Raw genomic sequence first — 23,636 nt, forward strand, 5'->3', positions numbered from 1 at the left:
TTTTTTCGGATGTTGTATAGTCGGGGCATGAAAACGAGGATTCTTGTAGTGGCGCTGGCGCTGGCGGCCGGTTCGGCCCAGGCCCAGATCTATCGCTGCGTGGATGCCAACGGGCACAAGGAATACACGGATACGCGCAAGGGCAGCCACTGCACGCTGCTCGATCTGCCGGGCGCCATTCCCGCTCCGGCCGCGCGCTCCGCGCCGCCGCCGCGCGCGCGGCCCCAGGTGCCAGCCGCCGCTTCCCAGTTCCCGCGCGTGGACACGGCGGAGCAGAAGGCGCGCGACGCCGACCGGCGCGCCATCCTCACCGAGGAGCTGAACGCGGAGATGAAGAGGCTGGGCGAGCTGAAGGCGGAATTCAACAACGGCGAGCCCGAACGGCGGGGCGACGAACGCAACTACGCCAAGTACCAGGAACGCGTGGCCGGGCTGCGCGACAATATTGCGCGTTCGGAAAAGAACGTGGAAGCGCTGAAGCGGGAAATCTCGAACATCCGATGAATAGTGCAAGCAAGCCGGCCCCGCGGCCCGCCGAGCTGGCCGGCCTGGACCTGCTGGCTTCAGCCGTCCTGCTGCTCGATGCCAGCAACCATATCGTCTACGCCAATGCGGCGGCGGAAAACCTGCTGGAATCGTCGCTGAAGGCCATGTCGCGCCTGGCGCTGCGCGATCTCTTCATCAACACGGCGGAGCTGGACCATGTGCTGGCCCAGGCCCGCGCCCACAAGTTCTCCGACCTGCGCCAGGAGCTCGCGCTGGAGCGGGCGGGGCGCGAACCCCTGCATGTGCACGGCATCGTCAGCGCCCTGGAGGCGCCGGAGGACGGGCTGCTGCTGGAACTGCGCGAGACCGTGCAGCAGATGAAGCTGGACCGCGAGGAAAGGCTGCTGGACCAGAGCCAGGTGAACAAGGAGCTCATCCGCAACCTGGCGCACGAGATCAAGAATCCCCTGGGCGGCATCCGCGGCGCGGCCCAGCTGCTGGAGATGGAGCTGCCGCCCCTGCACCTGGGGCAGCTGCGCGAGTACACCCAGGTCATCATCAAGGAGGCGGACCGCCTGCAGACCCTGGTGGACCGCCTGCTGGCGCCGCACCGCCGCCCGCACATCGTGGGCGACGTGAATATCCACGAGGTGCTGGAGCGGGTGCGCAGCCTCATGCTGGCCGAGTTCCCCAGCGGCCTGGCCATCCTGCGCGACTACGACGCCTCCATCCCCGAGTTCCGGGGCGACAAGGAACAGCTGATCCAGACCGTGCTCAACATCGCGCACAACGCGGCCCAGGCGCTGGCCGGGCGCATCGAGAACGGCGACGCCGAGATCCGTTTCCGGACGCGGGTGGCGCGCCAGGTCACCCTGGCGAAGGTCCGTTACAACCTGGCATTAGATTTGCATATCATCGACAATGGACCGGGCATTCCGCCGCAGATCCGCGACCGCATCTTCTATCCGCTCGTCTCGGGCCGGGACGGGGGCAGCGGCCTCGGCCTGACCTTGGCGCAGACCTTCGTGCACCAGCACCTGGGCGTCATCGAATGCGAAAGCCGACCCGGATACACCGACTTCAGGATATTGCTGCCATTGCCATAAGACATGAAACCAATCTGGATAGTTGACGACGACGAATCGATCCGCTGGGTACTGGAGAAGGCGCTGGCGCGTGAGAACCTGGCCACGCGCAGCTTTGCCAATGCGCGCGACGCCATCGCGGCCCTGGACCAGGAAACCCCGCAGGTGCTGGTGTCGGACATCCGCATGCCGGGCGATTCCGGCCTCGACCTGCTGCAGCTCGTCAAGCAGCGCCATCCCGGCCTGCCCGTCATCATCATCACCGCCTTCTCCGACCTGGACTCGGCCGTCGCCGCCTTCCAGGGCGGGGCCTTCGAATACCTGGCCAAGCCCTTCGACATCGACAAGGCGGTGGAGCTGATCCGCCGCGCCCTGGACGAGAGCCTGCGCGAGGCCAGCGTGGAATCGGGACCGGCCGAAACGCCCGAGATCCTGGGCCAGGCGCCCGCCATGCAGGAGGTGTTCCGCGCCATCGGCCGCCTGTCGCAGTCGAATGTGACGGTGCTGATCACGGGCGAATCGGGCACGGGCAAGGAGCTGGTGGCGCGCGCCCTGCACAAGCACAGCCCGCGCGCGTCCCAGCCCTTCATCGCCCTGAACACGGCGGCGATTCCGAAGGACCTGCTGGAGTCGGAGCTCTTCGGCCACGAACGGGGGGCCTTCACGGGCGCCCAGGCCACGCGGCGCGGCCGCTTCGAGCAGGCCGAGGGCGGCACGCTCTTCCTCGACGAGATCGGCGACATGCCCTTCGACCTGCAGACCCGCCTGCTGCGTGTGCTGTCGGACGGCCACTTCTACCGCGTGGGCGGGCACCAGCCCCTGAAGGCGAATGTGCGCGTGATCACGGCCACCCACCAGAACCTGGAGCAGCGCGTGCGCGACGGCCTGTTCCGCGAGGACCTGTACCACCGCCTGAACGTGATCCGCCTGCGCCTGCCCAGTTTGCGGGAGCGGCGCGAGGACATCCCCATCCTGGTGCGCCACTTCCTGGTGCAGAGCGCCAAGCAGCTGGGCGTGGAAGCCAAGCGCATGAGCGACGCCACCCTGGCCTTCCTGCAGAGCCTGGACCTGCCGGGCAATGTGCGCCAGCTGGAGAACCTGTGCAACTGGATCACGGTGATGGCGCCGGGCCAGACGGTGGAGGTGAAGGACCTGCCGCTCGAACTGAGCCAGGGTCAGGGCGGGGCGGGCGCCGCGGCCGAACACCAGCTGCCGCAGCATCACGGCACCGTCGTCAGCGCGCCGGCCGCGGCCGCGCCCGATGGCTGGCTCAGCCTGCTCGAGCTGCAGGCCGCCAGCATGCTGGCGGCGGGGCAGCCGGAAGTGATGGACGTGCTGGGCCGCCAGTTCGAGTCCTCCCTGATCCGCACGGCCCTGAAGTTCACGCACGGGCGCAAGAACGATGCCGCCGTGCGCCTGGGCATCGGGCGCAACACCATCACGCGCAAGATCGCCGAACTCGGCATAGACGGCGCGAAGGACGACTGAATGGTAAGCTTCGGGCATCGATTGCCCGGAGTGCTTGTCAATGCTGATTAACTGCGTCGCCTACCAGGATGGCCGCAAGCTGGCGGATGTGCCGGTGGCGGACATCAGCGAATACGTGTCCCGCCCCGACGCCTTCGTCTGGGTGGCGCTGCGCGACGCGCAGCCGGACGAGCTGGCCCTGATGCAGGAGGAATTCGGCCTGCACGAGCTGGCGGTGGAGGATGCCCAGCGCGGCCACCAGCGGCCCAAGATCGAGGAATACGGCGACTCCCTCTTCGTGGTGGTGAAGACGGTGGAACTGGAGGACGAGGAGCTGCAGGTGGGCGAGGTCGATATTTTCGTCGGCCGCAACTATGTGCTCTCCTCGCGCCAGAACAGCAGCCACGGCTTCCTGGGCGTGCGCGCGCGCGCCGAGCAGGAACCCGAGCTGCTCAGGCAGGGGGCGGCCTTCGTGCTGTACGCGCTCATGGATGCCGTGGTGGACCGCTACTTCCCCATCGTCGACCTGTTCGAGACCGAGCTGGAAGCGATCGAGGAGCGCATCTTTATCCAGGGCTCGCAGCGCGCCAATATCGAGAGGCTGTACGAGCTGAAGCGAAAGGTGATGACCCTGCGCCACGCCGTTGCGCCCCTGCTCGACGCCATCGGCAAGCTGCACGGCGGCCGCGTGCCCGCGATCTGCGCCAACACCCAGGAATACTTCCGCGACGTGCACGATCACCTGTACCGCATCAACGGCACCCTCGACACCATGCGCGACACCATCGGCACGGCGATCCAGGTGAACCTGTCGATGGTGGCGCTGGAAGAGGGCGAGGTGAACAAGCGCCTGGCGGCCTGGGCCGCGATCTTCGCTGCGCTCACGGCCTTCGCCGGCATCTGGGGCATGAATTTCAAATATATGCCCGAGCTGAATTCTCCCTATGGCTATCCTATTGCTCTTTTATTAATGTTCGGCACCAGTTTCTATCTGTACCGGCGTTTTAAAAAGGCGAACTGGCTGTAGTACAAAATCACGACAAAGAAATACAGGCGGGGACAAGTTTTTACATCTGCCGCAGAAAGCCCTCAATGGCGGGCCTCAATTGTCTCCGGCGGCCGCCCGGCCGGTATCTTTGTCCCGCTTCTTCCTTCATCTTGTAGCCACGCAGCAACAACCCCGCGTTGCGCCGCTCCTTCAGCCGTGCTTTGATCGCGGCTGAATATATTGAATAGATCTCAATATATTCAACGTGCCTTTCCTACCGCCTGAAAGCCGCTCCCATAAGGAGCGGCCGCTGGCGCTTACTTATATCTTTTTCGGGAAATGAATATGTTGAATAAAAAAACTCTGGTGCGGGCGCTGTCGCTCGCATTTGCCGGCGCCGCCCTCAGCGCCGCCATGGTGCAGCCGGTCATGGCCCAGTCGAATGCCACGGGCAATATCGTCGGCAAGTCCACGGCCGGCGCGTCGATCAGCGTGGTCGGCGTGGACAACGGCCTGAAACGCACCATCACCCCGGACGCGAACGGCGACTTCCGCATCACTTCCCTGCCGGTCGGTAACTACAAGGTCAGCCTGATGCAAGGCGGCACGGCCACCAACACCCAGGACGTGGAAGTGCGCATCGGCCAGGAATCGGAGGTGGTGCTGCAGGTGGCGAGCGTGACGGTGAGCCAGCGCCGCAAGACCATCGACATGGGCAGCTCCAACTCGGGCTCCTCCTTCAACGCGCGCGAACTGGCGGCCCTGCCGCTTGCGCCGGAAGTCACCAACATCGTGCAGCTGGCGGGCGGCACCACGCGCGCCGACTCGCGCTACGGGAACAACGCGGCCAGCTTCGGCGGCTCGAGCGCCTCGGAGAACGCCGCCTACATCAACGGCTTCCCCGTTACCAACAGCCTGTACCAGGTGGGCTACTCCTCGCTGCCCTTCGGCTCCATCGCCGAGGCCCAGATCATTACCGGCGGCTACGGCGCGGAATTCGGCCGCTCCACGGGCGGCGTGGTCAACATCACCACCAAGAGCGGCAACAACAACTGGGAAATGGGCGTGGGCGTGAACTGGGCGCCGAACTCCCTGCGCGCCAAGTCCCGCAATATCATGCATCCGCGCACCGGCGCGCCGGAGAATGCCGCCACCGACGGCACGATCTATAACTACAAGGCGGGCGATGTGCTCACCGAGAAGATGTACAACGCCTTCATCAGCGGCCCCATCTTCAAGGACCGGCTCTTCGTCTATCTCGGTGCGGAATACAACGACGTGCACCGCGAGACGGCCCGCCTGGCCTCCACCAATACGGTCAACGGCCAGACCGGCTGGGGCGTGCAGAACCAGCGCGTGCCGCGCTACCTGGCCAAGGTGGACTGGAACATCACCGACAACCACCGCCTCGAATACACCCGCATTGCGGACGAGTCCAAGGTCGAGGAGAAATACTATGGCTTCGACTACGCCACCCTGAAGCACAATAACGTGGTGGGCGGCGGCGCCAGCTACCTCAACTATGCGGCCGGCGTGCTGGGCCTGGGCGGCACGGGCGCCGCCCTGCAGGCGCCACAGGGCGCCAACCTCAATATCCTGAAGTACACCGGCTATGTGACCGACGACCTGACCGTGCAGGCCCTGGTCGGCAAGGCGCGCACCGACCGGGTCCAGGATCCCCTGGGCTATGTGCCCGGCCTGCGCCCCATCTCGGCGCCGCCCGCCAACCAGGTCAAGGGCCTGAACTACACGCCAAGCCAGGTGCAGGGCTTCTCCTCGCCGCTGCTGCGCGAGGGCGCCCATGACGAGAACAAGGGCTACCGCTTCGACGTCGAATACAAGCTGACCAAGCAGCACACCCTGCGCGGCGGCCTGGACCACAACAAGATCACGGCCCTGAACGGCAGCGTGTCGGCAGGCGGCGGCACCTGGTTCTACCTGCGCGCCAACGACCCGAACGCGGTGCTGTCCGGCCACAATATCTCGCCGGCGGCGGGCGGCGGCTACGGTACGGGCGGCTACTATGTGCGCGAGAATATCCAGCGCGGCGGCTCCACCCCTGCCGTGAAGCAGGCCGCCCAGTACCTGGAAGACCGCTACCAGGTGAACGACAACCTGGTGGTCACCCTGGGCCTGCGCAACGAATCGTTCGAGAACATGAACGGCGCAGGCGATGTCTTCGTCGAGCAGAAGGACATGCTGGCGCCGCGCCTGAACGTGGCGTGGAACGTGCATGGCGACGGCTCGCTGAAGGTCTTCGGCACGGCGGGCCGCTACTTCATGCAGCTGCCGGCCAATATGGCGGTGCGCTTCGCGGGCGCAGCCCTGAACACCGACCGCTTCTACACCTATACCGGCGTGGATGCGGCCACCGGCGCGCCGACCGGCCTGAACCCGATCAGCAATGTGCTGTCGGCGAACAACGAGTTCGGCCAGGAGAAGCGCGCCAAGGAACTGGCGGCCCAGGGCCTCAAGGCGCACTACCAGGACGAGATCAATCTCGGCTTCGAGAAGGCGCTGACGCCGGACTACAACGGCGGCATCAAGTTCACCTACCGCACCCTGCGCAACAGCATCGACGACTACTCCGACCCGCGCGCCATCGCGGCCAAGCTGAACGGCGCCGAGCGCGACTACTTCCTCAGCACCTGGACGGGCGCGCTGTTCAATCCGGGCAAGGACAACACCTTCCTCGTGCCGACCGGCCCCAACGGCCAGGCCCGCTCCGTGCATGTGACGGCGGCCGAAATCGGCTTCCCGGACGATGTGAAGCGCGAGTACACGGCGCTGGAGTTCATGCTGGAGCACCCGCTGCGCAATGGCTGGTACGGCAAGGCCAACTACACCTGGTCGCGCAGCTACGGCAACCAGGAAGGCCAGACCAAGTCCGACAATGCCCAGCCGGACGTGGGCTTCACCTCGGGCTGGGACTTCCCCGAGACCATGATCAACGCCACCGGGCTGCTGCCCAACAACCGCACCCACCAGCTCAAGGCCTACGGCTACTATGAGCTGAACAAGGAGCTGGCGCTGGGCGGCAACCTGCTGGTGGCGACGGGCCGCCCCATGTCGCGCACCTGCAATATCCCGTCCGCCATGGACCAGGAAGGCCTGGGCCTGTCGCAGTACGGCTCGGTCTTCTTCCTCTGCCCGACCGGACCGAACGGCCGCGGCGCCCTGGGCCGCCTGCCCACGGACACGCGGGTGGACCTGAACCTGACGTACAAGCCGCAGCTGCTGAGCGGTCTGATGCTGAAGATGGATGTACTGAACGTCTTCAACAAGCAGGTGGCGCAGCGCATCGACGAAGGCCAGAACGTGGCCGCCGCAGGGGATACCATCAGCCCGACGGCCAGCATGGTGTCGGCCTACTCACCGGCGCGCAGCGTGCGCCTGTCGGCCCAGTACAGCTATAAGTTCTGAGAACCTCCTGTTCCGCGAAAACCGGCGCCCTGCGCCGGTTTTTTTTCGCCCGCAGCAGACCAGCGGGACAAAAACTTTCATCTGTACTTCATTTGTAACGTAATGTTGTTGTATTTTGGGTAGTCGGCCGGTAGAGGCCGGTAACCGAAAGTTGATGAGAATTGGCGCCAGTATGGCAGCAGCTTCCCTGCAATTGGCGGGTTTTGACAGCTTCTTGCGCCAAGAAGTAGCCAAAGGTCAACGTTGACACTCGGTATTGCCCTGATTACATTCGAGAATTAGTACGGCAGGGCGGACCCCGCTCCTTCCGTCTTACATGAAGTGACGGAACCTGCCCGTCAGTACCCCTGCCGAGCCGGAACAAGTCTACAAGGCTATTAGCCAGAAAGAGATCAATCAATGACGTTTCGCCTAAAATCGATGCCTCTCGCAATTCTGCAAGTGGTGGCCAGCGGCGCCCTGACGGCCGCAGTCGCTACCCCGGTATTTGCGCAGGAGACTGCCAGCGCTGAACCCCAGCGCGTGATCGTGACCGGCTCCCTGATCAGCCGCGCTGACCGGGAAACCGCCAGCCCAGTGCAGGTGCTGACCTCGGACGACATCATCAAGACCGGCAAGACCTCCGTCGCCGAGATCCTGACCGACCTGGCCGCCAATGGCCAGGGCACCCTGGGCTCCGGCTTCGCCGGCGCCTTCGCCAATGGCGCATCGGGCGTTTCGCTGCGCGGCCTGACCGTCGGCCTGACCCTCGTGCTGATCGACGGCCACCGCATGGCTTCCTATCCGCTGTCGGACGACTCCCAGCGCTCCTTCGTCGACGTGTCCTCGATCCCCTTCGACGCCGTGGACCGCATCGAAGTGCTGAAGGATGGCGCCTCGGCGCTGTACGGCTCCGACGCCGTGGCCGGCGTGGTCAACATCATCCTGAAGAAGCAGTACAAGGGCACCCGCGTGCACGCTGAAGCGGGCGACAGCCAGCACGGCGGCGGCAAGATGTACAAGGCCGGCATCTCGACCGGTTTCGGCGACCTGAACACCGACGGCTATAACGCTTTCGTGACCGCCGAATACCGCGAGAACGAGGCGATCTACCTGTACCAGCGCGACAGCAAGTCCTGGGCCAACGGCGACTGGCGTTCGCGCGGCGGCAACGACCTGCGTTTCGGCGCCCCGACCGCACTGAACAGCTTCCTGACCGCGGCCAGCACGCCTTTCCTGTATCGTCCCGTTGCCAGCGATCCGAACAGCGTGAACAATCCGGCCAACTACCAGTTCCTGGATCCGAAGTGTAACTTCGAACTGTACCGCGCCGCCGGCTGCCTGGTGCGCAACACCTACTCCGTGCTGCAGCCGAAGTCGGACAACATCAACGTGATGGCCGGCTTCACCAAGAAGCTGAACGAGGACTGGGACCTGACCCTGAAGGCCTCCATGTTCCAGCGCCACAGCGCCAGCAACCGCGGCATGCCGGGTGCGTTCTCGCCGACCACCTTCGCCGGCTACACCTCGCTGGTCAACGGCGTGCCGACCCCGCTGGTGGGCCGCGTCGCCAGCACCCTGATCCCGTCGTCCGTGTCGTGGAACAAGTTCGGCGCGCCTGCCCGCCTGTACGGCTTCATCCCGGACGCACCGGCTGACCGCTCCAGCGACAACACCTCCAAGGCGACCCGCTTCTCGGCCGACCTGAACGGCTCGGCCTTCGGCTGGGACATCCGCTCCGCACTGGGCCTGACCAAGGTGGTCACCGACATCACCTACACCGGCTACGTGAACCGCAAGCTGCTGTCCGATTCGCTGAACAACGGCTCCTTCAACCCGCTGGGCGGCAATTCGCCGGCCCTGCAGGAAGCCGTCATTCCGCACTTCGACAACACCTTGGAATCGAAGCTGAACTACTTCGATATCGCCGCGTCGCGCGAACTGATGCCCAAGCTGGGCGCAGGCCCGCTGAACCTGGCAGTGGGCGCCCACTGGCACAAGCGTGAGCAGAACTCGCCGCCGCCGGCCCTGACCTCCAGCGCCACGGTGGCGACCACCTTCGCCTACACCATCGGCGAGGAAACCAACACCGCGGTGTTCGCCGAACTGCAGGCCACGCCGGTCGACAAGCTGGAACTGAGCGCCTCGGCCCGTTACGACCACTACGACACCTACGGCAACTCCTTCACGCCGCAGGCCAAGTTCAAGTGGGCGCCATCGAAGCAGGTGGCAGTGCGCGGCAGCTTCGCGCGCGGCTTCCGTGCGCCGAACCCGGCTGAAGTGGGCAATGCAGGCTCCTTCTTCTCCTTCCACGCGATCAACGACCCGATCCTGTGCGCGAACGGCAACCGCAATACCGCCGGCAACGTGCCATCGGCTTGCGGCTTCTCGCCGGTCTATGTGCAGACCACCAATGCGCCGCTGGATCCGGAAAAGTCCAAGTCCTACGGCCTGGGCGTGATCCTGGAGCCGGTCAAGAACCTGAGCGCCAGCTTCGACTACTACAGCATCGAACTGACCGGCCAGGTGACGAGCGCCTCCGCGCTGCCGAACTTCGTGCCGACCTATGTGCGTAGCCCGGCTGTTCCGACCGACATCGCCACCGGCAACGGCACCACCACCGTCGGCACCCCGTCGGTCGGCCCGATCCTGTACGCCCTGTCGCCGTACGTCAACGCCGGCAGCGTCAAGACCAATGGCGTCGAGATGGACCTGCGCTACCGCATCGCCATGCCTGAAGTGGGCAACGTGAACCTTGGCCTGAACATGAACCACATGATCAGCTACGAGCTCACCGACACCTCGGGCACCACCGTGCAGCTGGCAGGCACCCACGGTCCTTCGGCCGTGTCCGGCAACACCGGCAATCCGAAGAACCGCGCCGTGTTCACCCTCGGCTACGACCGCGGCCCGCTGAACGTGACCACCACCGTGAACTGGACCGGTTCGTTCTCGGCCCTGGATCCATCCGTGGGCGGCAACGACTGCAAGACCGTGGCCATCGACGTGGGCGGCCGTACCTACTTCAACAACTTCGCTGCTCCGCTCAGCTACTGCAAGATCCCATCGTTCGTGGCAACCAACCTGAACGTGAGCTACAAAGTGAGCAAGAACTGGCAGCTGAAGGCCTCCATCCTGAACCTGTTCGATCGCGAGCCGCCAGCCGACATCGCGACCTACGGCAACTCGGGTGCTGGCGCGTCCTACAACGCCTCCCTGCACCAGGCAGGCGCCATTGGCCGCTTCTTCAGCCTGGGCGCAAGCTACACGTTCTAAGTGGAAGATTCAGGCAGCGTGCGCGCTGCCTGGCTGTGAAAGCGGAGGCGCAAGCCTCCGCTTTTTTTATGGGCGCGCGGCCGCCATCGACAGGGCGACGGCCTCGGCCACCTTGATGCCGTCGACGCCGGCGGAGAGGATGCCGCCCGCATAGCCCGCGCCTTCGCCTGCGGGGAAGAGGCCGCGCGTGTTCAGGCTCTGCAGGTCGTCGTCGCGGCGCTTGATGCGGATGGGCGAGGAGGTGCGCGTTTCCAGGCCCGTCAGCACCGCGTCTTCCTTGAAGTAGCCCTTGATCTGCTTGTCGAAGGCGGGGAAGGCCTCGCGCAGGGCGAGCGTGGCGTAGTCCGGCAGGATCGCCGCCAGGTCGGTCAGGTGCACGGCCGGCTTGAAGGAGGGGATCACGGCGCCGAACCGGGTGGACGGGCGCCCGGCCACGAAGTCGCCCATGAGCTGGCCGGGCGCGTCGTAATTGCTGCCGCCCAGGACGAAGGCCTTCTCCTCCAGCGCGCGCTGGAAGGCGATGCCGGCCAGCGGGTGGCCGGGATAGTCCTGTTCGGGACTGATGCTGACCACGATGGCGCTGTTGGCATTGCGTTCGGCGCGCGAGTACTGGCTCATGCCGTTGGTGACCACGCGGCCCGGCTCGGAAGCGGCCGCCACCACCGTGCCGCCGGGGCACATGCAGAAGCTGTAGACGGCGCGCCCGTTGGAGGCATGGTGCACCAGCTTGTAGTCCGCCGCGCCCAGGATGGGGTGGCCCGCGTTGGGGCCGAAGCGGCAGGTGTCGATCAGGGACTGCGGGTGCTCGACGCGGAAGCCGATCGAGAAGGGCTTGGCCTCGACGTACACGCCGCGTTCATACAGCTTCTCGAAAGTGTCGCGCGCGCTGTGGCCGATGGCCAGCACCACGTGTTCGGTCGCGATGCGCTCGCCGGAGGCGAGCAGCAGGCCGCGCAGCTGGCGCTGGCCGTCCCTTTCCTCGATCTCGAAATCGGCCACGCGCTGCTCGAAGCGGATCTCGCCGCCCAGGGCCTGGATTTCCTCGCGCATGGCTTCCACCATCTTCACCAGGCGGAAGGTGCCGATATGGGGCTTGCTCACGTAGAGGATTTCCTCGGGCGCGCCGGCCTTGACGAACTCGGTCAGCACCTTGCGGCCGTAGTGCTTCGGGTCCTTGATTTGGCTATACAACTTGCCGTCCGAGAAGGTGCCCGCGCCCCCTTCGCCGAACTGCACATTGGACTCGGGATTGAGGATGCGCTTGCGCCAGAAGCCGAAGGTGTCCTTGGTGCGCTCGCGCACGGTCTTGCCGCGCTCCAGGATGATGGGCTTCAGGCCCATCTGGGCCAGGATCAGGGCGGCGAACAGGCCGCAGGGGCCCATGCCGATGACCACGGGGCGGGGCTGGCTGCCGTCGCGGTTGACGCCGCTGGCCACGAACTTGTAGTCCATGTCGGGGCTGCGCATCAGGTGCACGTCGTGCTTGCGGCGGCGCAGGATGTCTTCCTCATCGGCGGCTTCCAGATCCACCGAATAAATGAGGGAAATATGGGCCTTTTTCCGTGCATCGTAGCTCCGCTTAAACACCGTAAAGCCCTTGAGCTCTTCGGCGGGGATATCCAGGCGGGCAAGAATCGCTTCTTTTAGCGCGTTTTCGGCGTGGTTAAGGGGGAGTTTGACTTCGTTCAGGCGCAGCATGGTGTCGTATTCATAGCGGGGAAGGGGGCCGGCGCGGGCGTCCAGGCTGCATTGTACCTGAAGGGCGAGGCCTGGCCCCCGGCGGGCGGAGTGCACCTTCCTTCCAGCTAAAAAGCAATTATTTTGTATAAAAATGTATCTGTTGTATTAAGCGCAGATCAAAAGGTTGCGTAATTGACAGGGTTGAGTTTGCTGTGGTCTGATCTGATTCTGAACTGCCATTAACTATTGTTAACGACGTTCGATGGATCGTCCACAAGGTGATTCGTAGTTGGGAAATTGTTGGGACATATAAACATAAGCATGCCTGCAGGCACTGGTAACCCCAGGGTTCTGCAGGCATTGCTTAATACATTTAGGAAATCACAATGCTAAAAAAGACTGTTTTGGTTCGCGCATTGCAGATTGCGTTCACGGCCTCCGCTCTGACGGTTGCCGCAACGCAGCCCGTGATGGCTCAGTCGAACGCGACCGGTAACATCTACGGTACGATCGAATCGTCGGCTGGCGCCACCGTCAACATGACGAATCTGGAAACCGGCCTGAAGCGTTCGACGACCGCCGAGGCCAGCGGCCGCTACCAGGTGACGGCTCTCCCAACCGGCCGCTACCGCGTCGAGCTGGTGCGCAACGGCGCCACCGTGCAGACCCAGGAAGTGGAAGTGCTGGCCGGCCAGGGTACCAATGCCTCCTTCGGCGGCGCTATCGCCTCCGTGCAGGTGACCGGCCGCCGTTCCCGCATCGACGTGTCGAACACCAACAACGGCGCCGTCTTCAGCGCCAAGGAACTGGCCAAGCTGCCGGTTCAGACCAACCTGACCTCCATCGTCCTGCTGGCGCCGAACACGACCCGTGCCGACGCAGCCTACGGCGGCGCCTCCTTCGGTGGTGGCGGCGCTTCGGAAAACGCGTTCTACATGAACGGTTTCCCCATCACCAACCCCCTGTCCCAGCTGGGCTCGATGGAACTGCCCTTCGGCGCCATCCAGCAGGCGTCCGTGCTGACCGGCGGCTTCGGCGCTGAATTCGGCCGTTCGATCGGCGGCGTGATGAGCGTGACCACCAAGAGCGGTACCAACAACTGGGAAGCCGGCGCGATGTACAGCATCGAGCCGAACAGCATGCGCGCCAGCCGCCGCAACATTTACTATGCCAACACTGGCGATCCTGCCAATGCCGGCACCGACGGCAAGCTGCACTTCCGCCGCGACCTGGACGAGATCAACGTGCACCAGTACGGCGCCTACGTGGGCGGCCCGATCATCAAGGACAAGCTGTTCATGTTCTTCGCTGCCGAGCAGCTGATCACCAAGAACGCGAACCTGCAGATGGGCAGCGACGCGACCACCATCGAGCGCGATGGCTGGCGCAACCGCCGCTCGCTGGAAAGCCGCTGGGTTGGCAAGATCGACTTCAACCTGACCGACGACCACCGCTTCGAGTTCACCTCCGCCGGCAACGACTGGCGCGAGCGCATCCAGCGTTCCGGCTTCACCCTGGACGGCACCGACAAGGCCGCCGCCCTGGCCAGCCTGAGCGGCAAGCCGAACGGCGTGCTGTACTCCTCCCTGACCACCCGCAACCCAGGCCCGCTGGACACCAACCCCGGCATCCCTGGCGCCAAGGTCAACGCGCTGAAGTACACCGGCCAGCTGACCGACGACCTGGTGCTGACCGCCATGTACGGCACCCTGAAGTCCGAGCGTGGCGTGAGCTACGAAAAAGGCTTCAGCGGCAGCACCGTGCCGCCGGACGTGACCGTTCCTTCCGTGTCGAACCGCGTGCCTGAGCTGAACGCCCAGGGCCTGTACAAGCAGATGAACCCGTTCCCGGGCAACGTGAGCACCCCAGGCCAGGACGAAGTGAAGTCCTTCCGCCTGGACGTGGAATGGAAGCTGAACAACCACACCGTCCGTGCCGGTCTGGACTCGAACGACATCGAGATCGACGGCGCAGGCCGTGTGACCTCCGGCGGCTCGCGCTGGACCTACCGCAAAGTGGCGGCGGGCAGCGAATTCAAGCCGGTCAACCTGTCCTCCGGCCGTCCGGCCATCGTGGGTAACTTCGGCGGCTTCGGCACCCGCGGCTACTACGCCCGCCAGCGCGTGTTCAGCTCGATCACCGATGCATCGGCAGAACAGACCGCGCAGTACATCGAAGACCGCTGGCAAGCCACCAAGAACCTGCTGGTGACCGTGGGCCTGCGTAATGAAGAGTACAGCAACACCACCGGCGACGGCGACAAGTTCATCGACATGAAGCACCAGATCGCTCCGCGCTTCTCGGCTTCGTGGGACGTGAACGGCGACTCCTCGCTGAAGGTGTACGGTAGCGCCGGCCGCTACCACCTGCAGCTGCCGGCACAGGTGGCTGCCCGCGCGGCCTCCCGCTCCACGCTGACGGACCAGGACTTCACCTACACGGGTATCGATCCGCTGACCGGCGCTCCGACCGGCCTGACCCCGATCAACACCCCGGCATCGCCTGACGGTGAAACCGGCACCAAGAAGAACCCGCGCTCCGTCGTGGCCCAGGACCTGAAGCCGAACTACCAGGACGAACTGACCCTGGGCTTCGAGAAGGCCTTCAGCCCCGACCTGAACGTTGGCGCCAAGGTGACCTACCGCAAGCTGGGCGCCGGTATCGACGACAGCTGCGACACCCGTCCGCTGTACGACTATGCCGTCAAGCATGGCATCGAAGTGCACAGCAAGGACTTCATCAACTGCTACATCTTCAACCCGGGTGAAGATGTGGATCTGTGGATCGACGGCCATGATGCACTGGGCAACCCGATCGTGACCGGCAAGGGCGTCGTGGCGCACTTCACGGCCGCTGAACTGGGCTTCCCGAAAGCGAAGCGTACCTACAGCGCCCTGGACCTGTTCGCCGAACACCCGCTGCGCAACGGCTGGTACGGCCGCGTGAACTACACCTGGTCGCGCAGCAAAGGCAATATGGAAGGCCAGACCCGTTCCGACACCGGCCAGGCCGACGTCGGCACCTCGGCAGGCTGGGACTTCCCCGAGTTCGCCGCCTACACCGACGGCCTGCTGCCGAACGACCGCAAGCATCAGCTGAAGCTGTTCGGCTTCTACCAGCTGACGCCTGAACTGTCGCTGGGCGGTAACGCCGTGCTGCAGTCCGGCCGTCCGAAGGTCTGCCTGGGCACCAACGTCGACGCCGAAAACGGCGAGCTGTTCGGCGATCTGGGCCACGAGTACGGCGGTCCCGGCTACGGTGCAGAGTACTTCTGGTGCGGCGGCAAGCCGGCGCCACGCGGTACCCTGGGCCGCCTGCCGATGGAGAAGCGTCTGGACCTGAACCTGACCTACGCCCCGAACTACGTGAAGGGCCTGGCACTGAAGGTGGACGTGTTCAACGTGTTCAACTCGCAGCGCGTGGTGGCACGTCAGGAGACCTACGACGACGGCTCCGGCGAAACCATCCAGGCGAACTACGGCGAACCGCGCACCTTCCAGGCTGCCCGTTCCGTCAAGCTGTCCGTGGAATACAACCACAAGTTCTGATCGGACTTCTCACCCTGAAAACCGCGGCTTCGGCCGCGGTTTTTTTTTGACAATTCATGACAAAAGAATCGTTGTGGTCCGGCCCGTCCGGAGCTATCTTATCAACTCAACATTTTTCCATGGGGATGAAAGATGAAAGCACTTATCGCATGCCTGGCCCTGGCCTTCAGCTGCCAGGCCATAGCCAACGAACTGGCGGAAGCGAACCGCCTGCTGGAGAACAAGGCTTATCCGCAGGCCCTGGCGCTGTATAGCAAGCTGGCCAATGCGGGCAATGCCGAAGCCCAGTTCCACCTGGGGGAGATGTACTGGTACGGCGAGGCGGGCAAGATCGACCTGGAGCAGGCGCGCAGCTGGTTCGGCAAGGCGGCCGCGGCGGGCAGCAAGGAAGCGGCGGATGCCCTGGACATCATGCAGAAGCGCGAGGTGCGCCGCAAGGATATCGACTACTGGGTCAGCGGCTACCAGGGCGAGGACCTGAAGAACGGGCGTTTCGACTGCGCGCGCCCGGAACTGCCGCCGGTCTCGAAGGACAACGAGCAGATCGCCCAGGTGGAGAAGTCCTATGCCGCCTGGCAGGCCTGCTACAACGGCTTCGTGGAGAACCTGAACGACGCCCTGCCGCCCGGCAAGCGCATTCCGGCCGATATCTCGCGCCTGATGAACCAGATCGAGTACGACCAGGCCATAGCGCACCTGGACAAGATTTACTCCACGCTGTCGCAGCAATCGGCCCAGGCCGCCCAGGCCGTCATGGCCGGCTACCAGGACTGGCGCAAGGCGACCCAGGCCTACGTGGCCGCGCGCAATGAGGAAACAAAGGCCAATACGGAACTGACCATGCTGCAGCTGCGCCAGGCCAACGCCGCGATGGACGCCGGCCGCGGCATGGGCAAGGCCAAGCCCGGCAAGTAAGCGCGGGCTAGCCTTCGCCCCACAGGGCGGCCAGCATGGCCGCCGCCGCCAGGCCCGCCGTTTCGGTGCGCAGGATGCGCGGCCCCATGGCCAGGGGGAGGGCGCCATGGCGCAAGGCCTCGGCCTCCTCCTCGGCGCTGAAGCCGCCTTCCGGACCGACCATGATGGCCAGGGCCTGGGGCGGCTGGTGGCGCGCCCAGCTGCCCAGCGATTCGCTGGCGCGCGGGCTCAGGATGATGCGCCGGTGCAGGTCCTGCTGGGCGATCCACTCGCCAAAGCGGGCCGGTTCGGCCAGCTGCAGCAGGCGGTTGCGCCCGCTTTGCTCGGCGGCGGACACGGCGATGCCGCGCCAGTGCTCCAGTTTCTTCTCCGCGCGCTCGGCCGAGAGGCGCACCACGCAGCGCTGGGCCGCCAGGGGCTGCAGTCCGGCCACGCCCAGCTCCACCGCCTTCTCGATGATCCAGTCCATCTTCGTGCCTTCCGGCAGCGCCTGGGCCAGGGTGAGGGCGAAGGGCAGCTCGCTGTCGCGCGGGCTGAAGGTCTTCACTTCGGCGCTGGCCTGCCGCTTCTGCACGCCCGCCAGCACGGCCGTGTATTCCCCGCCTTCGCCGTTGAAAAGGGTGAGGGCGTCGCCCGGCGCCAGGCGCAGCACGTGCACATGGTGGGCCACTTCCGGCGGCAGTTCGACGGTCTGGCCGACGGCAAGCGGCTGGGCGAGGTAGAAACGGGGCATGGGGGCTCCTGCTGGGCTGGCAAACCCGCTTATTTTAAGCGCCGCAGGCCTGCTCTGGTAAAATAGCGGGTTCAGTAGTCTGGCAATCCGCAGGGCGCACCACATTCCAAACCTTCCTTTAAACACCATGAAATCGACCCACACTCAGATGGCCAACGCGATCCGCGCGCTGGCAATGGATGCAGTTCAGAAAGCAAACTCCGGCCACCCCGGCATGCCCATGGGCATGGCCGAGATCGCCGTCGCCCTGTGGGGCGGCCACCACCGCCACAACCCGGCCAATCCGAAATGGATCAACCGCGACCGCTTCCTGCTCTCCAACGGCCACGGCTCGATGCTGCACTACGCGCTGCTGCACCTGTCCGGCTACGACGTGTCGATGGACGACCTGCGCAACTTCCGCCAGCTGCACTCCAAGACCCCGGGCCACCCGGAAGTGGACATCACGCCGGGCGTGGAAACGACCACCGGCCCCCTGGGCCAGGGCATCGCCAATGCCGTGGGCATGGCGCTGGCCGAATGGCTGCTGGCCACCGAATTCAACAAGCCGGGCCACGACGTGGTGGACCACTACACCTACGCCTTCCTGGGCGACGGCTGCCTGATGGAAGGCATCTCGCACGAGGTGTGCTCGCTGGCCGGCACCCTGGGCCTGAAGAAGCTGATCGCCCTGTACGACGACAACGGCATCTCCATCGACGGCAAGGTGGAAGGCTGGTTCACCGACGATACGCCCAAGCGCTTCGAATCCTACGGCTGGAACGTGATTCCCGCTGTCGATGGCCATGACGTGGCCGCCGTATCGGCCGCCATCGAGGCCGCGAAAAAATCCGACAAGCCGACCCTGATCTGCTGCAAGACCATCATCGGCAAGGGCTCGCCCAACCTGCAGGGCGGCGACAAGGTGCACGGCGCCGCGCTGGGCGAGAAGGAAATCGCGGCGGTGCGCGAGTACATCAGCTGGGGCCACGCGCCCTTCATGATTCCCGACGACGTGGCCAGCGCCTGGAGCTTCAAGGCCCAGGGCCTGAAGCACGAGACCGAGTGGAACGAGAAGTTCGCCGCCTACGAGAAGGCCTTCCCGCAGGAAGCCGCGGAACTGAAGCGCCGCATGAACGGCGAGCTGCCGGGCAACTTCGAGGCGACCCTGCAGGCCGCCATCGCCGCCTGCGTGGAGAAGAAGGAAACCATCGCCACCCGCAAGGCCTCGCAGAACGCGATCCAGGCCCTGGCGCCCGTGCTGCCGGAATTCCTGGGCGGCTCGGCCGACCTGACCGGCTCGAACCTGACCAACTGGAAGGAATCGGTGAATGTGCGCTCGGGCAAGCCGGGCAATCACATCAACTACGGCGTGCGCGAATTCGGCATGAGCGCCATCATGAACGGCGTGGCCCTGCACGGCGGCTACATCCCCTTCGGCGCCACCTTCCTCACCTTCTCGGACTACAGCCGCAATGCCCTGCGCATGGCCGCCCTGATGAAGCAGCGCTCGATCTTCGTGTTCACCCACGACTCCATCGGCCTGGGCGAAGACGGCCCGACCCACCAGTCGGTGGAGCACGTATCGTCCCTGCGCCTGATCCCGAACCTGGACAACTGGCGTCCCTGCGACACGGTGGAATCCATGGTGGCCTGGGGCGAGGCGGTCAAGCGCCGGAACGGCCCCTCGACCCTGATCTTCTCGCGCCAGAACCTGCCCTTCCAGGAGCGCAGCGCGGCGGCCATCGCCGATATCGCCAAGGGCGGCTATGTGCTGGCCGACGAGGCGGGCGCAAAGGCCGTGCTGATCGCCACCGGCTCGGAGATCGAGCTGGCCATGGGCGCGGCGGCGGCGCTGAAGAGCGAAGGAATCCCGGTCCGCGTGGTGTCGATGCCTTCGACCGACGTGTTCGACCGCCAGGACGCAGCCTACAAGGCCAGCGTGCTGGGCAAAGGCCTGCCACGCGTGGCCATCGAAGCCGGCGTGACGGATTTCTGGTACAAATACGTTGGTCTGGAAGGCGCTGTGGTCGGCATCGATACCTTCGGTGAGTCGGCCCCGGCAGGCGTGCTGTTCAAGCATTTCGGCTTCACGGTGGAGAACGTGGTGGCCCAAGTCAAGTCTGTGCTTGCATAAGAAAAATCCGGTTTTCAATCAATCAGGAGCAAACGTAATGACGATCAAGGTAGCAATCAACGGTTATGGCCGCATCGGCCGCAATGTGCTGCGCGCCTTCTACGAAGGCGGCAAGAAGCAGGACATCCAGATCGTGGCGATCAACGACCTGGGCAATGCGCAGTCGAACGCGCACCTGACCCGCTACGACACGGCCCACGGCAAGTTCCCCGGCACCGTGGAGGTGGACGGCGAGAACATGATCGTGAACGGCGACAAGATCCGCGTGTTCGCGCAGCGCAATCCGGCCGAAATCCCATGGGGCGAGCTGGGCGTGGACGTGGTGCTGGAATGCACCGGCTTCTTCACCACCAAGGAAAAGGCTTCGGCCCACCTGAAGGGCGGCGCCAAGAAGGTGATCATCTCCGCGCCGGGCGGCAAGGACGTGGACGCCACCATCGTCTTCGGCGTGAACCAGAACGTGCTGAAGGCCTCGGACACCGTGATCTCGAACGCCTCCTGCACCACCAACTGCCTGGCTCCGCTGGTCAAGCCCCTGCACGACGCCATCGGCCTGGAAACCGGCCTCATGACCACCGTGCACGCCTACACCAACGACCAGGTGCTGACCGACGTGATGCACGAAGACCTGCGCCGCGCCCGTTCCGCCACCCAGTCCATGATCCCGACCAAGACCGGCGCCGCCGCGGCCGTGGGCCTGGTGCTGCCGGAGCTGAACGGCAAGCTGGACGGCTACGCCATCCGCGTGCCGACCATCAACGTGTCCATCGTGGACTTGTCCTTCATCGCCAAGCGCGACACCACGGTCGACGAAGTGAACGCCCTGATGAAGCAGGCTTCCGAAGGCGCCCTGAAAGGCATCCTGACCTACAACACGGAGCCGCTGGTGTCCGTGGACTTCAACCACAACCCGGCCTCGTCGAACTTCGACGCCACCCTGACCAAGGTGTCGGGCCGCCTGGTGAAGGTCTCGTCCTGGTACGACAACGAGTGGGGCTTCAGCAACCGCATGCTGGACACCACCGTGGCCCTGATGAACGCCAAGTAATCCGCGCCGAAACCAGGAAGGCCCTGCCGCTTGCGGCAGGGCCTTTTTTATTGCAAGGCTCGCACTACAATTTTCCGACATTCCGCCGCCCCGGCTTCTGTAAGCTCGTCCTCGCTTTTTACCTTTCAACAAGTAAAGACACCGGGACGACTTCATGAAGAATATGTACAAACTTGGAATGTTGGCGGCCGCCGTGGTACTGGCGGCCTGTGGCGGCAGCAGCGGCGGCGGCGATGTGCAGCTGGGGGGCGGGACGGTGGTCAATCCGCCCGCGCCGGGTCCGGCCTGGCTGAATCATGGCCGGGATGCCCAGCACACGGCCCAGGGCGGCAACGTGCCCGCCCAGAGCCTGAGCCGCCTGGTCTGGCGTGCGGACGTGGACCTGCAGCCGGAGCGCCGCGACAATTTCCTGGCCAGCGGCCACTACGGCTCGCCCCTCATCACGGGCCGCAACACGGTGCTCATGCCCGTCAAGGTGGCGGCCGAGGGCAAGTTCCGCATCGAGGCGCGCGACGGCGCGACGGGCGCCCTGAAGTGGCAGTCGGACACCGATTACGTCCCGCTGGCCAAGACCTACAGCTACAACATCGGCGCCACCCCGGCCGGACGCGTCTATTTCCCCGGCTCGGGCGGCAAGCTGTACTACCGCGACGGGGTGGACGACACGCCGGGCGCCGTGCAGACCATCGTGTTCTATGGCGCCGACGTCTACGCCGCCAACAAGGCGGCGCTCGATGCGAGCCTCGTCATCAACACGCCGATCACCACCGACAAGGACGGCAACGTCTATTTCGGCTACGCGTCGAGCAGCGAATCGGGCGGGCTGGTGCGCATCGATTCCGCCGGCCGCGCCATCTGGATCACCGCCGCGGCCGCCACAGGCGACGCCCAGGTCACCAAGGTCGCCAACAGCGCGGCCCCCGCCCTGTCGCCGGATGGCAAGACCGTGTATGCGGTAATGAGCTCCTTCGTTTCCAACGGCAGCCGCGGTGCGGCGTATATGGTGGCCCTGGACAGCACGACGCTGACGGTGCGCAACAAGATCCAGCTGCGCGACCCGGCCACCGGCGCCAACGCCGTGATTGGCGCGAGCAGCACCGCCACCCCCATGGTGGCGCCGGACGGCGACGTCTATTTCGGCGTACTGGGCGGGGTGTCGATCGGCTGGCTGCTGCATTACAACGCGGACCTGACGCAATCGAAGATCCCCGGCGGCTTCGGCTGGGACATGACACCGAGCCTGGTGCCCGCTTCCGCCGTGGGCGGCTATACGGGCAGCTCCAGCTATCTGCTGGCGGTCAAGTACAACAGCTACGAGGACGGCCAGCACCGGATGGCCGTGCTGGACCCGAACGCCACGCAGCCGCACCGCTTCGATCCCGCCGTGACGGTCATGAAGGAAGTGATTACCGTGCTGAGCCCGACGAAGGAAGACCCGTCCGGCCCCACCCTGCATGAGTGGTGCATCAACACGGGCGCCTTCGATCCCAACACCAAGTCCCTGTTCATCAACAACTCGGACGGCTATCTCTACCGCTGGGACCTGTCCAGCAACAAGCTGTCCGAACGCTTCAACCTCAACACCGGCTACTACCAGTCCTATACGCCGACGGCGCTGGGTCCGGACGGCAAGGTATACGCCATCAACAATGCCGTGCTCATGGTGGTAGGCAAGTAGGATGGCCGTCCTGCACAAGGCGGCCTGCCGGGCCGCCCTGCTGGTGCTGGCCGCACTGCTGCAGGCCTGCGGCGGCGGCTCCGGCTCCGCCGTTCCAGTTCCGCCGCCGGAGCCGGTGGCGGCAGCCAGCCCGCTCAGCGATTCGGCCCAGCTGGGCGAGCTGCTCTTCCGCGATCCCGCGCTGTCGGCGTCGGGCAGGCAGTCCTGCGAGTCCTGCCATGTGCCTTCCAGCGCGCATGCGCCGGCCAACAGCCTGGCGGTGCAGCTGGGCGGCGAGAGCGGCCTGCTGGCGGGCCTGCGGACCGCGCCTTCGCTGCGCTACCAGGCGTTCACGCCCCAGTTCGGGTTCGGCAAGGACGGCGCGCCCCTGGGCGGCTACAACGCGGACGGCCGGGCCAGCACGCTGGCCGCGCAGGCGGAGGGGCCGCTCCTGGCCGCGCACGAGATGGCCAACGCCAGCAAGGCCGCCCTGGCCGACCGGGTGCGGCGCGCCAGCTATGCGGAGCGCTTCCGCACCGTCTTCGGCGCCGGCGTGTTCGACGACCCGGCCCAGGCCTTCGAGCGCATCACCTTCGCCCTGCAGCAGTTCCAGCGCCAGGACGCGCGCTTCCAGCCTTTCGACTCCCGCTTCGACCAGTCGCTGGCGGGCAAGGTCCAGCTGTCGGCAGCGGAGCAGCGGGGCCTCGCCCTGTTCAACAGCCCCGCCAAGGGCAACTGCATGGCCTGCCATACCAGCACGCCGGCGCCGGACGGCACGCCGCCCCTGTTCACCAACTTCGGCTATTACGCCCTGGGCGTGCCGCGCAATGCGGGCGCCGCTTCGACCTTTGGCGACCTGGGCCTGTGCGGACCGGAACGCGGCGACCTGCGCGAGCGAAGCGGCCTGTGCGGCGCATTCAAGGTGCCCTCGCTGCGCAATGTGGCCACGCGCCAGGTCTTCTTCCATAACGGCGCCATCGCCAGCCTGCGCGATGCGGTCCGCTTCCATGTGCTGAGGGATATCCAGCCCGCCCTGTGGTATCCGCGCGAGCCTTACGATGACCTGCCGCCGCAGTACCGGGGAAATGTGGTGAAGACGGCGCCTTTCGACCGGCGGCCGGGCGATACGCCCGCGTTGTCCGAAAGCGACATCGAGGATGTCCTGGCATTTCTGCGGACATTATCCGATGGTTATCGGCCTTAATTTGCTGATATATTCCGAAGCGGCCCGGGAT

14 protein-coding genes are annotated in these 23,636 nt (G+C 65.2%); 12 read left to right on the forward strand and 2 right to left on the reverse strand.

Annotated elements, in window-relative coordinates; genetic code table 11:
- Window positions 1-27: 27 nt before the first annotated feature.
- The 6 genes from LSQ66_RS02375 to LSQ66_RS02400 all read left to right on the forward strand — a co-directional run bounded on the left by LSQ66_RS02375 (window position 28) and on the right by LSQ66_RS02400 (window position 10,704).
- The gene (locus LSQ66_RS02375) at window positions 28-504 is read left to right on the forward strand and encodes a DUF4124 domain-containing protein (RefSeq protein WP_231768218.1); all 477 of its coding nucleotides are present in this window, start codon (window positions 28-30) and stop codon (window positions 502-504) included.
- The gene (glnL, locus tag LSQ66_RS02380) at window positions 501-1,592 is read left to right on the forward strand and encodes a nitrogen regulation protein NR(II) (protein WP_231768219.1); all 1,092 of its coding nucleotides are present in this window, start codon (window positions 501-503) and stop codon (window positions 1,590-1,592) included. The genes LSQ66_RS02375 and glnL overlap by 4 nt, the downstream gene beginning before the upstream one ends.
- A 3-nt stretch (window positions 1,593-1,595) precedes the next feature.
- The gene (ntrC, locus tag LSQ66_RS02385) at window positions 1,596-3,059 is read left to right on the forward strand and encodes a nitrogen regulation protein NR(I) (RefSeq protein WP_231768220.1); all 1,464 of its coding nucleotides are present in this window, start codon (window positions 1,596-1,598) and stop codon (window positions 3,057-3,059) included.
- Between the two features lie 40 nt (window positions 3,060-3,099).
- On the forward strand, window positions 3,100-4,065 hold the full coding sequence (gene corA / locus LSQ66_RS02390) for a magnesium/cobalt transporter CorA (RefSeq protein ID WP_231768221.1): 966 nt from the start codon (window positions 3,100-3,102) through the stop codon (window positions 4,063-4,065).
- A 306-nt stretch (window positions 4,066-4,371) separates the two neighbouring features.
- Window positions 4,372-7,449 carry a TonB-dependent receptor gene (locus LSQ66_RS02395; protein ID WP_231768222.1) on the forward strand — a complete coding sequence of 1,026 codons (3,078 nt, stop codon included), beginning with the start codon at window positions 4,372-4,374 and terminating at the stop codon, window positions 7,447-7,449.
- 420 nt (window positions 7,450-7,869) lie between these two features.
- A complete protein-coding gene (locus LSQ66_RS02400) occupies window positions 7,870-10,704 on the forward strand; it encodes a TonB-dependent receptor (RefSeq protein ID WP_231768223.1) in 2,835 nt (944 codons plus the stop codon).
- 66 nt (window positions 10,705-10,770) lie between these two features.
- Here the strand turns inward: LSQ66_RS02400 and LSQ66_RS02405 are convergent, their stop codons facing one another.
- Window positions 10,771-12,402, reverse strand: coding sequence for an NAD(P)/FAD-dependent oxidoreductase (locus tag LSQ66_RS02405; RefSeq protein ID WP_231770033.1), 1,632 nt, complete (start codon window positions 12,400-12,402; stop codon window positions 10,771-10,773).
- Window positions 12,403-12,854: 452 nt separating this feature from the next.
- Here LSQ66_RS02405 and LSQ66_RS02410 point away from each other — a divergent pair, with 452 nt between their 5' ends.
- Window positions 12,855-15,932: a TonB-dependent receptor gene (locus LSQ66_RS02410; protein WP_231768224.1), complete on the forward strand. Its 3,078-nt coding sequence runs from the start codon at window positions 12,855-12,857 to the stop codon at window positions 15,930-15,932.
- A gap of 132 nt (window positions 15,933-16,064) precedes the next feature.
- Window positions 16,065-16,847 (forward strand): sel1 repeat family protein, encoded by a 783-nt coding sequence (locus tag LSQ66_RS02415; protein ID WP_231768225.1) that lies wholly within the window; start codon window positions 16,065-16,067, stop codon window positions 16,845-16,847.
- A 7-nt stretch (window positions 16,848-16,854) separates the two neighbouring features.
- Here LSQ66_RS02415 and LSQ66_RS02420 read toward each other — a convergent pair whose 3' ends face one another.
- The gene (locus LSQ66_RS02420) at window positions 16,855-17,580 is read right to left on the reverse strand and encodes a 16S rRNA (uracil(1498)-N(3))-methyltransferase (protein ID WP_231768226.1); all 726 of its coding nucleotides are present in this window, start codon (window positions 17,578-17,580) and stop codon (window positions 16,855-16,857) included.
- 127 nt (window positions 17,581-17,707) lie between these two features.
- On the opposite strand from LSQ66_RS02420, the gene tkt reads away from it, so the two are divergent.
- The 4 genes from tkt to LSQ66_RS02440 all read left to right on the forward strand — a co-directional run bounded on the left by tkt (window position 17,708) and on the right by LSQ66_RS02440 (window position 23,605).
- Window positions 17,708-19,696 (forward strand): transketolase, encoded by a 1,989-nt coding sequence (gene tkt, locus LSQ66_RS02425; RefSeq protein WP_231768227.1) that lies wholly within the window; start codon window positions 17,708-17,710, stop codon window positions 19,694-19,696.
- Between the two features lie 37 nt (window positions 19,697-19,733).
- Window positions 19,734-20,744, forward strand: coding sequence for a type I glyceraldehyde-3-phosphate dehydrogenase (gene gap, locus LSQ66_RS02430; protein WP_231768228.1), 1,011 nt, complete (start codon window positions 19,734-19,736; stop codon window positions 20,742-20,744).
- 154 nt (window positions 20,745-20,898) lie between these two features.
- Complete coding sequence (locus LSQ66_RS02435; RefSeq protein ID WP_231768229.1) at window positions 20,899-22,422, forward strand: hypothetical protein; 1,524 nt, start codon at window positions 20,899-20,901, stop codon at window positions 22,420-22,422.
- Between the two features lies 1 nt (window position 22,423).
- Window positions 22,424-23,605 carry a cytochrome-c peroxidase gene (locus LSQ66_RS02440; protein ID WP_231768230.1) on the forward strand — a complete coding sequence of 394 codons (1,182 nt, stop codon included), beginning with the start codon at window positions 22,424-22,426 and terminating at the stop codon, window positions 23,603-23,605.
- Window positions 23,606-23,636: the final 31 nt, after the last annotated feature.

It is taken from the genome of Massilia endophytica (assembly GCF_021165955.1).
Taxonomy (GTDB): Bacteria; Pseudomonadota; Gammaproteobacteria; order Burkholderiales; family Burkholderiaceae_D; genus Rugamonas; species Rugamonas endophytica.

What these genes read in the sequence shown, in the direction of transcription:
- LSQ66_RS02375 (WP_231768218.1), top strand. Translation starts at nt 28, where the DNA reads ATGAAAACGAGGATTCTTGTAGTGGCGCTGGCGCTGGCGGCCGGTTCG.
- LSQ66_RS02400 (WP_231768223.1), top strand. Translation starts at nt 7,870, where the DNA reads ATGCCTCTCGCAATTCTGCAAGTGGTGGCCAGCGGCGCCCTGACGGCC.
- LSQ66_RS02420 (WP_231768226.1), bottom strand. Translation starts at nt 17,580, where the DNA reads ATGCCCCGTTTCTACCTCGCCCAGCCGCTTGCCGTCGGCCAGACCGTC.
- glnL (WP_231768219.1), top strand. Translation starts at nt 501, where the DNA reads ATGAATAGTGCAAGCAAGCCGGCCCCGCGGCCCGCCGAGCTGGCCGGC.
- corA (WP_231768221.1), top strand. Translation starts at nt 3,100, where the DNA reads ATGCTGATTAACTGCGTCGCCTACCAGGATGGCCGCAAGCTGGCGGAT.
- LSQ66_RS02395 (WP_231768222.1), top strand. Translation starts at nt 4,372, where the DNA reads ATGTTGAATAAAAAAACTCTGGTGCGGGCGCTGTCGCTCGCATTTGCC.
- LSQ66_RS02415 (WP_231768225.1), top strand. Translation starts at nt 16,065, where the DNA reads ATGAAAGCACTTATCGCATGCCTGGCCCTGGCCTTCAGCTGCCAGGCC.
- ntrC (WP_231768220.1), top strand. Translation starts at nt 1,596, where the DNA reads ATGAAACCAATCTGGATAGTTGACGACGACGAATCGATCCGCTGGGTA.
- LSQ66_RS02440 (WP_231768230.1), top strand. Translation starts at nt 22,424, where the DNA reads ATGGCCGTCCTGCACAAGGCGGCCTGCCGGGCCGCCCTGCTGGTGCTG.
- LSQ66_RS02410 (WP_231768224.1), top strand. Translation starts at nt 12,855, where the DNA reads ATGGCTCAGTCGAACGCGACCGGTAACATCTACGGTACGATCGAATCG.
- LSQ66_RS02435 (WP_231768229.1), top strand. Translation starts at nt 20,899, where the DNA reads ATGAAGAATATGTACAAACTTGGAATGTTGGCGGCCGCCGTGGTACTG.
- tkt (WP_231768227.1), top strand. Translation starts at nt 17,708, where the DNA reads ATGAAATCGACCCACACTCAGATGGCCAACGCGATCCGCGCGCTGGCA.
- LSQ66_RS02405 (WP_231770033.1), bottom strand. Translation starts at nt 12,402, where the DNA reads ATGCTGCGCCTGAACGAAGTCAAACTCCCCCTTAACCACGCCGAAAAC.
- gap (WP_231768228.1), top strand. Translation starts at nt 19,734, where the DNA reads ATGACGATCAAGGTAGCAATCAACGGTTATGGCCGCATCGGCCGCAAT.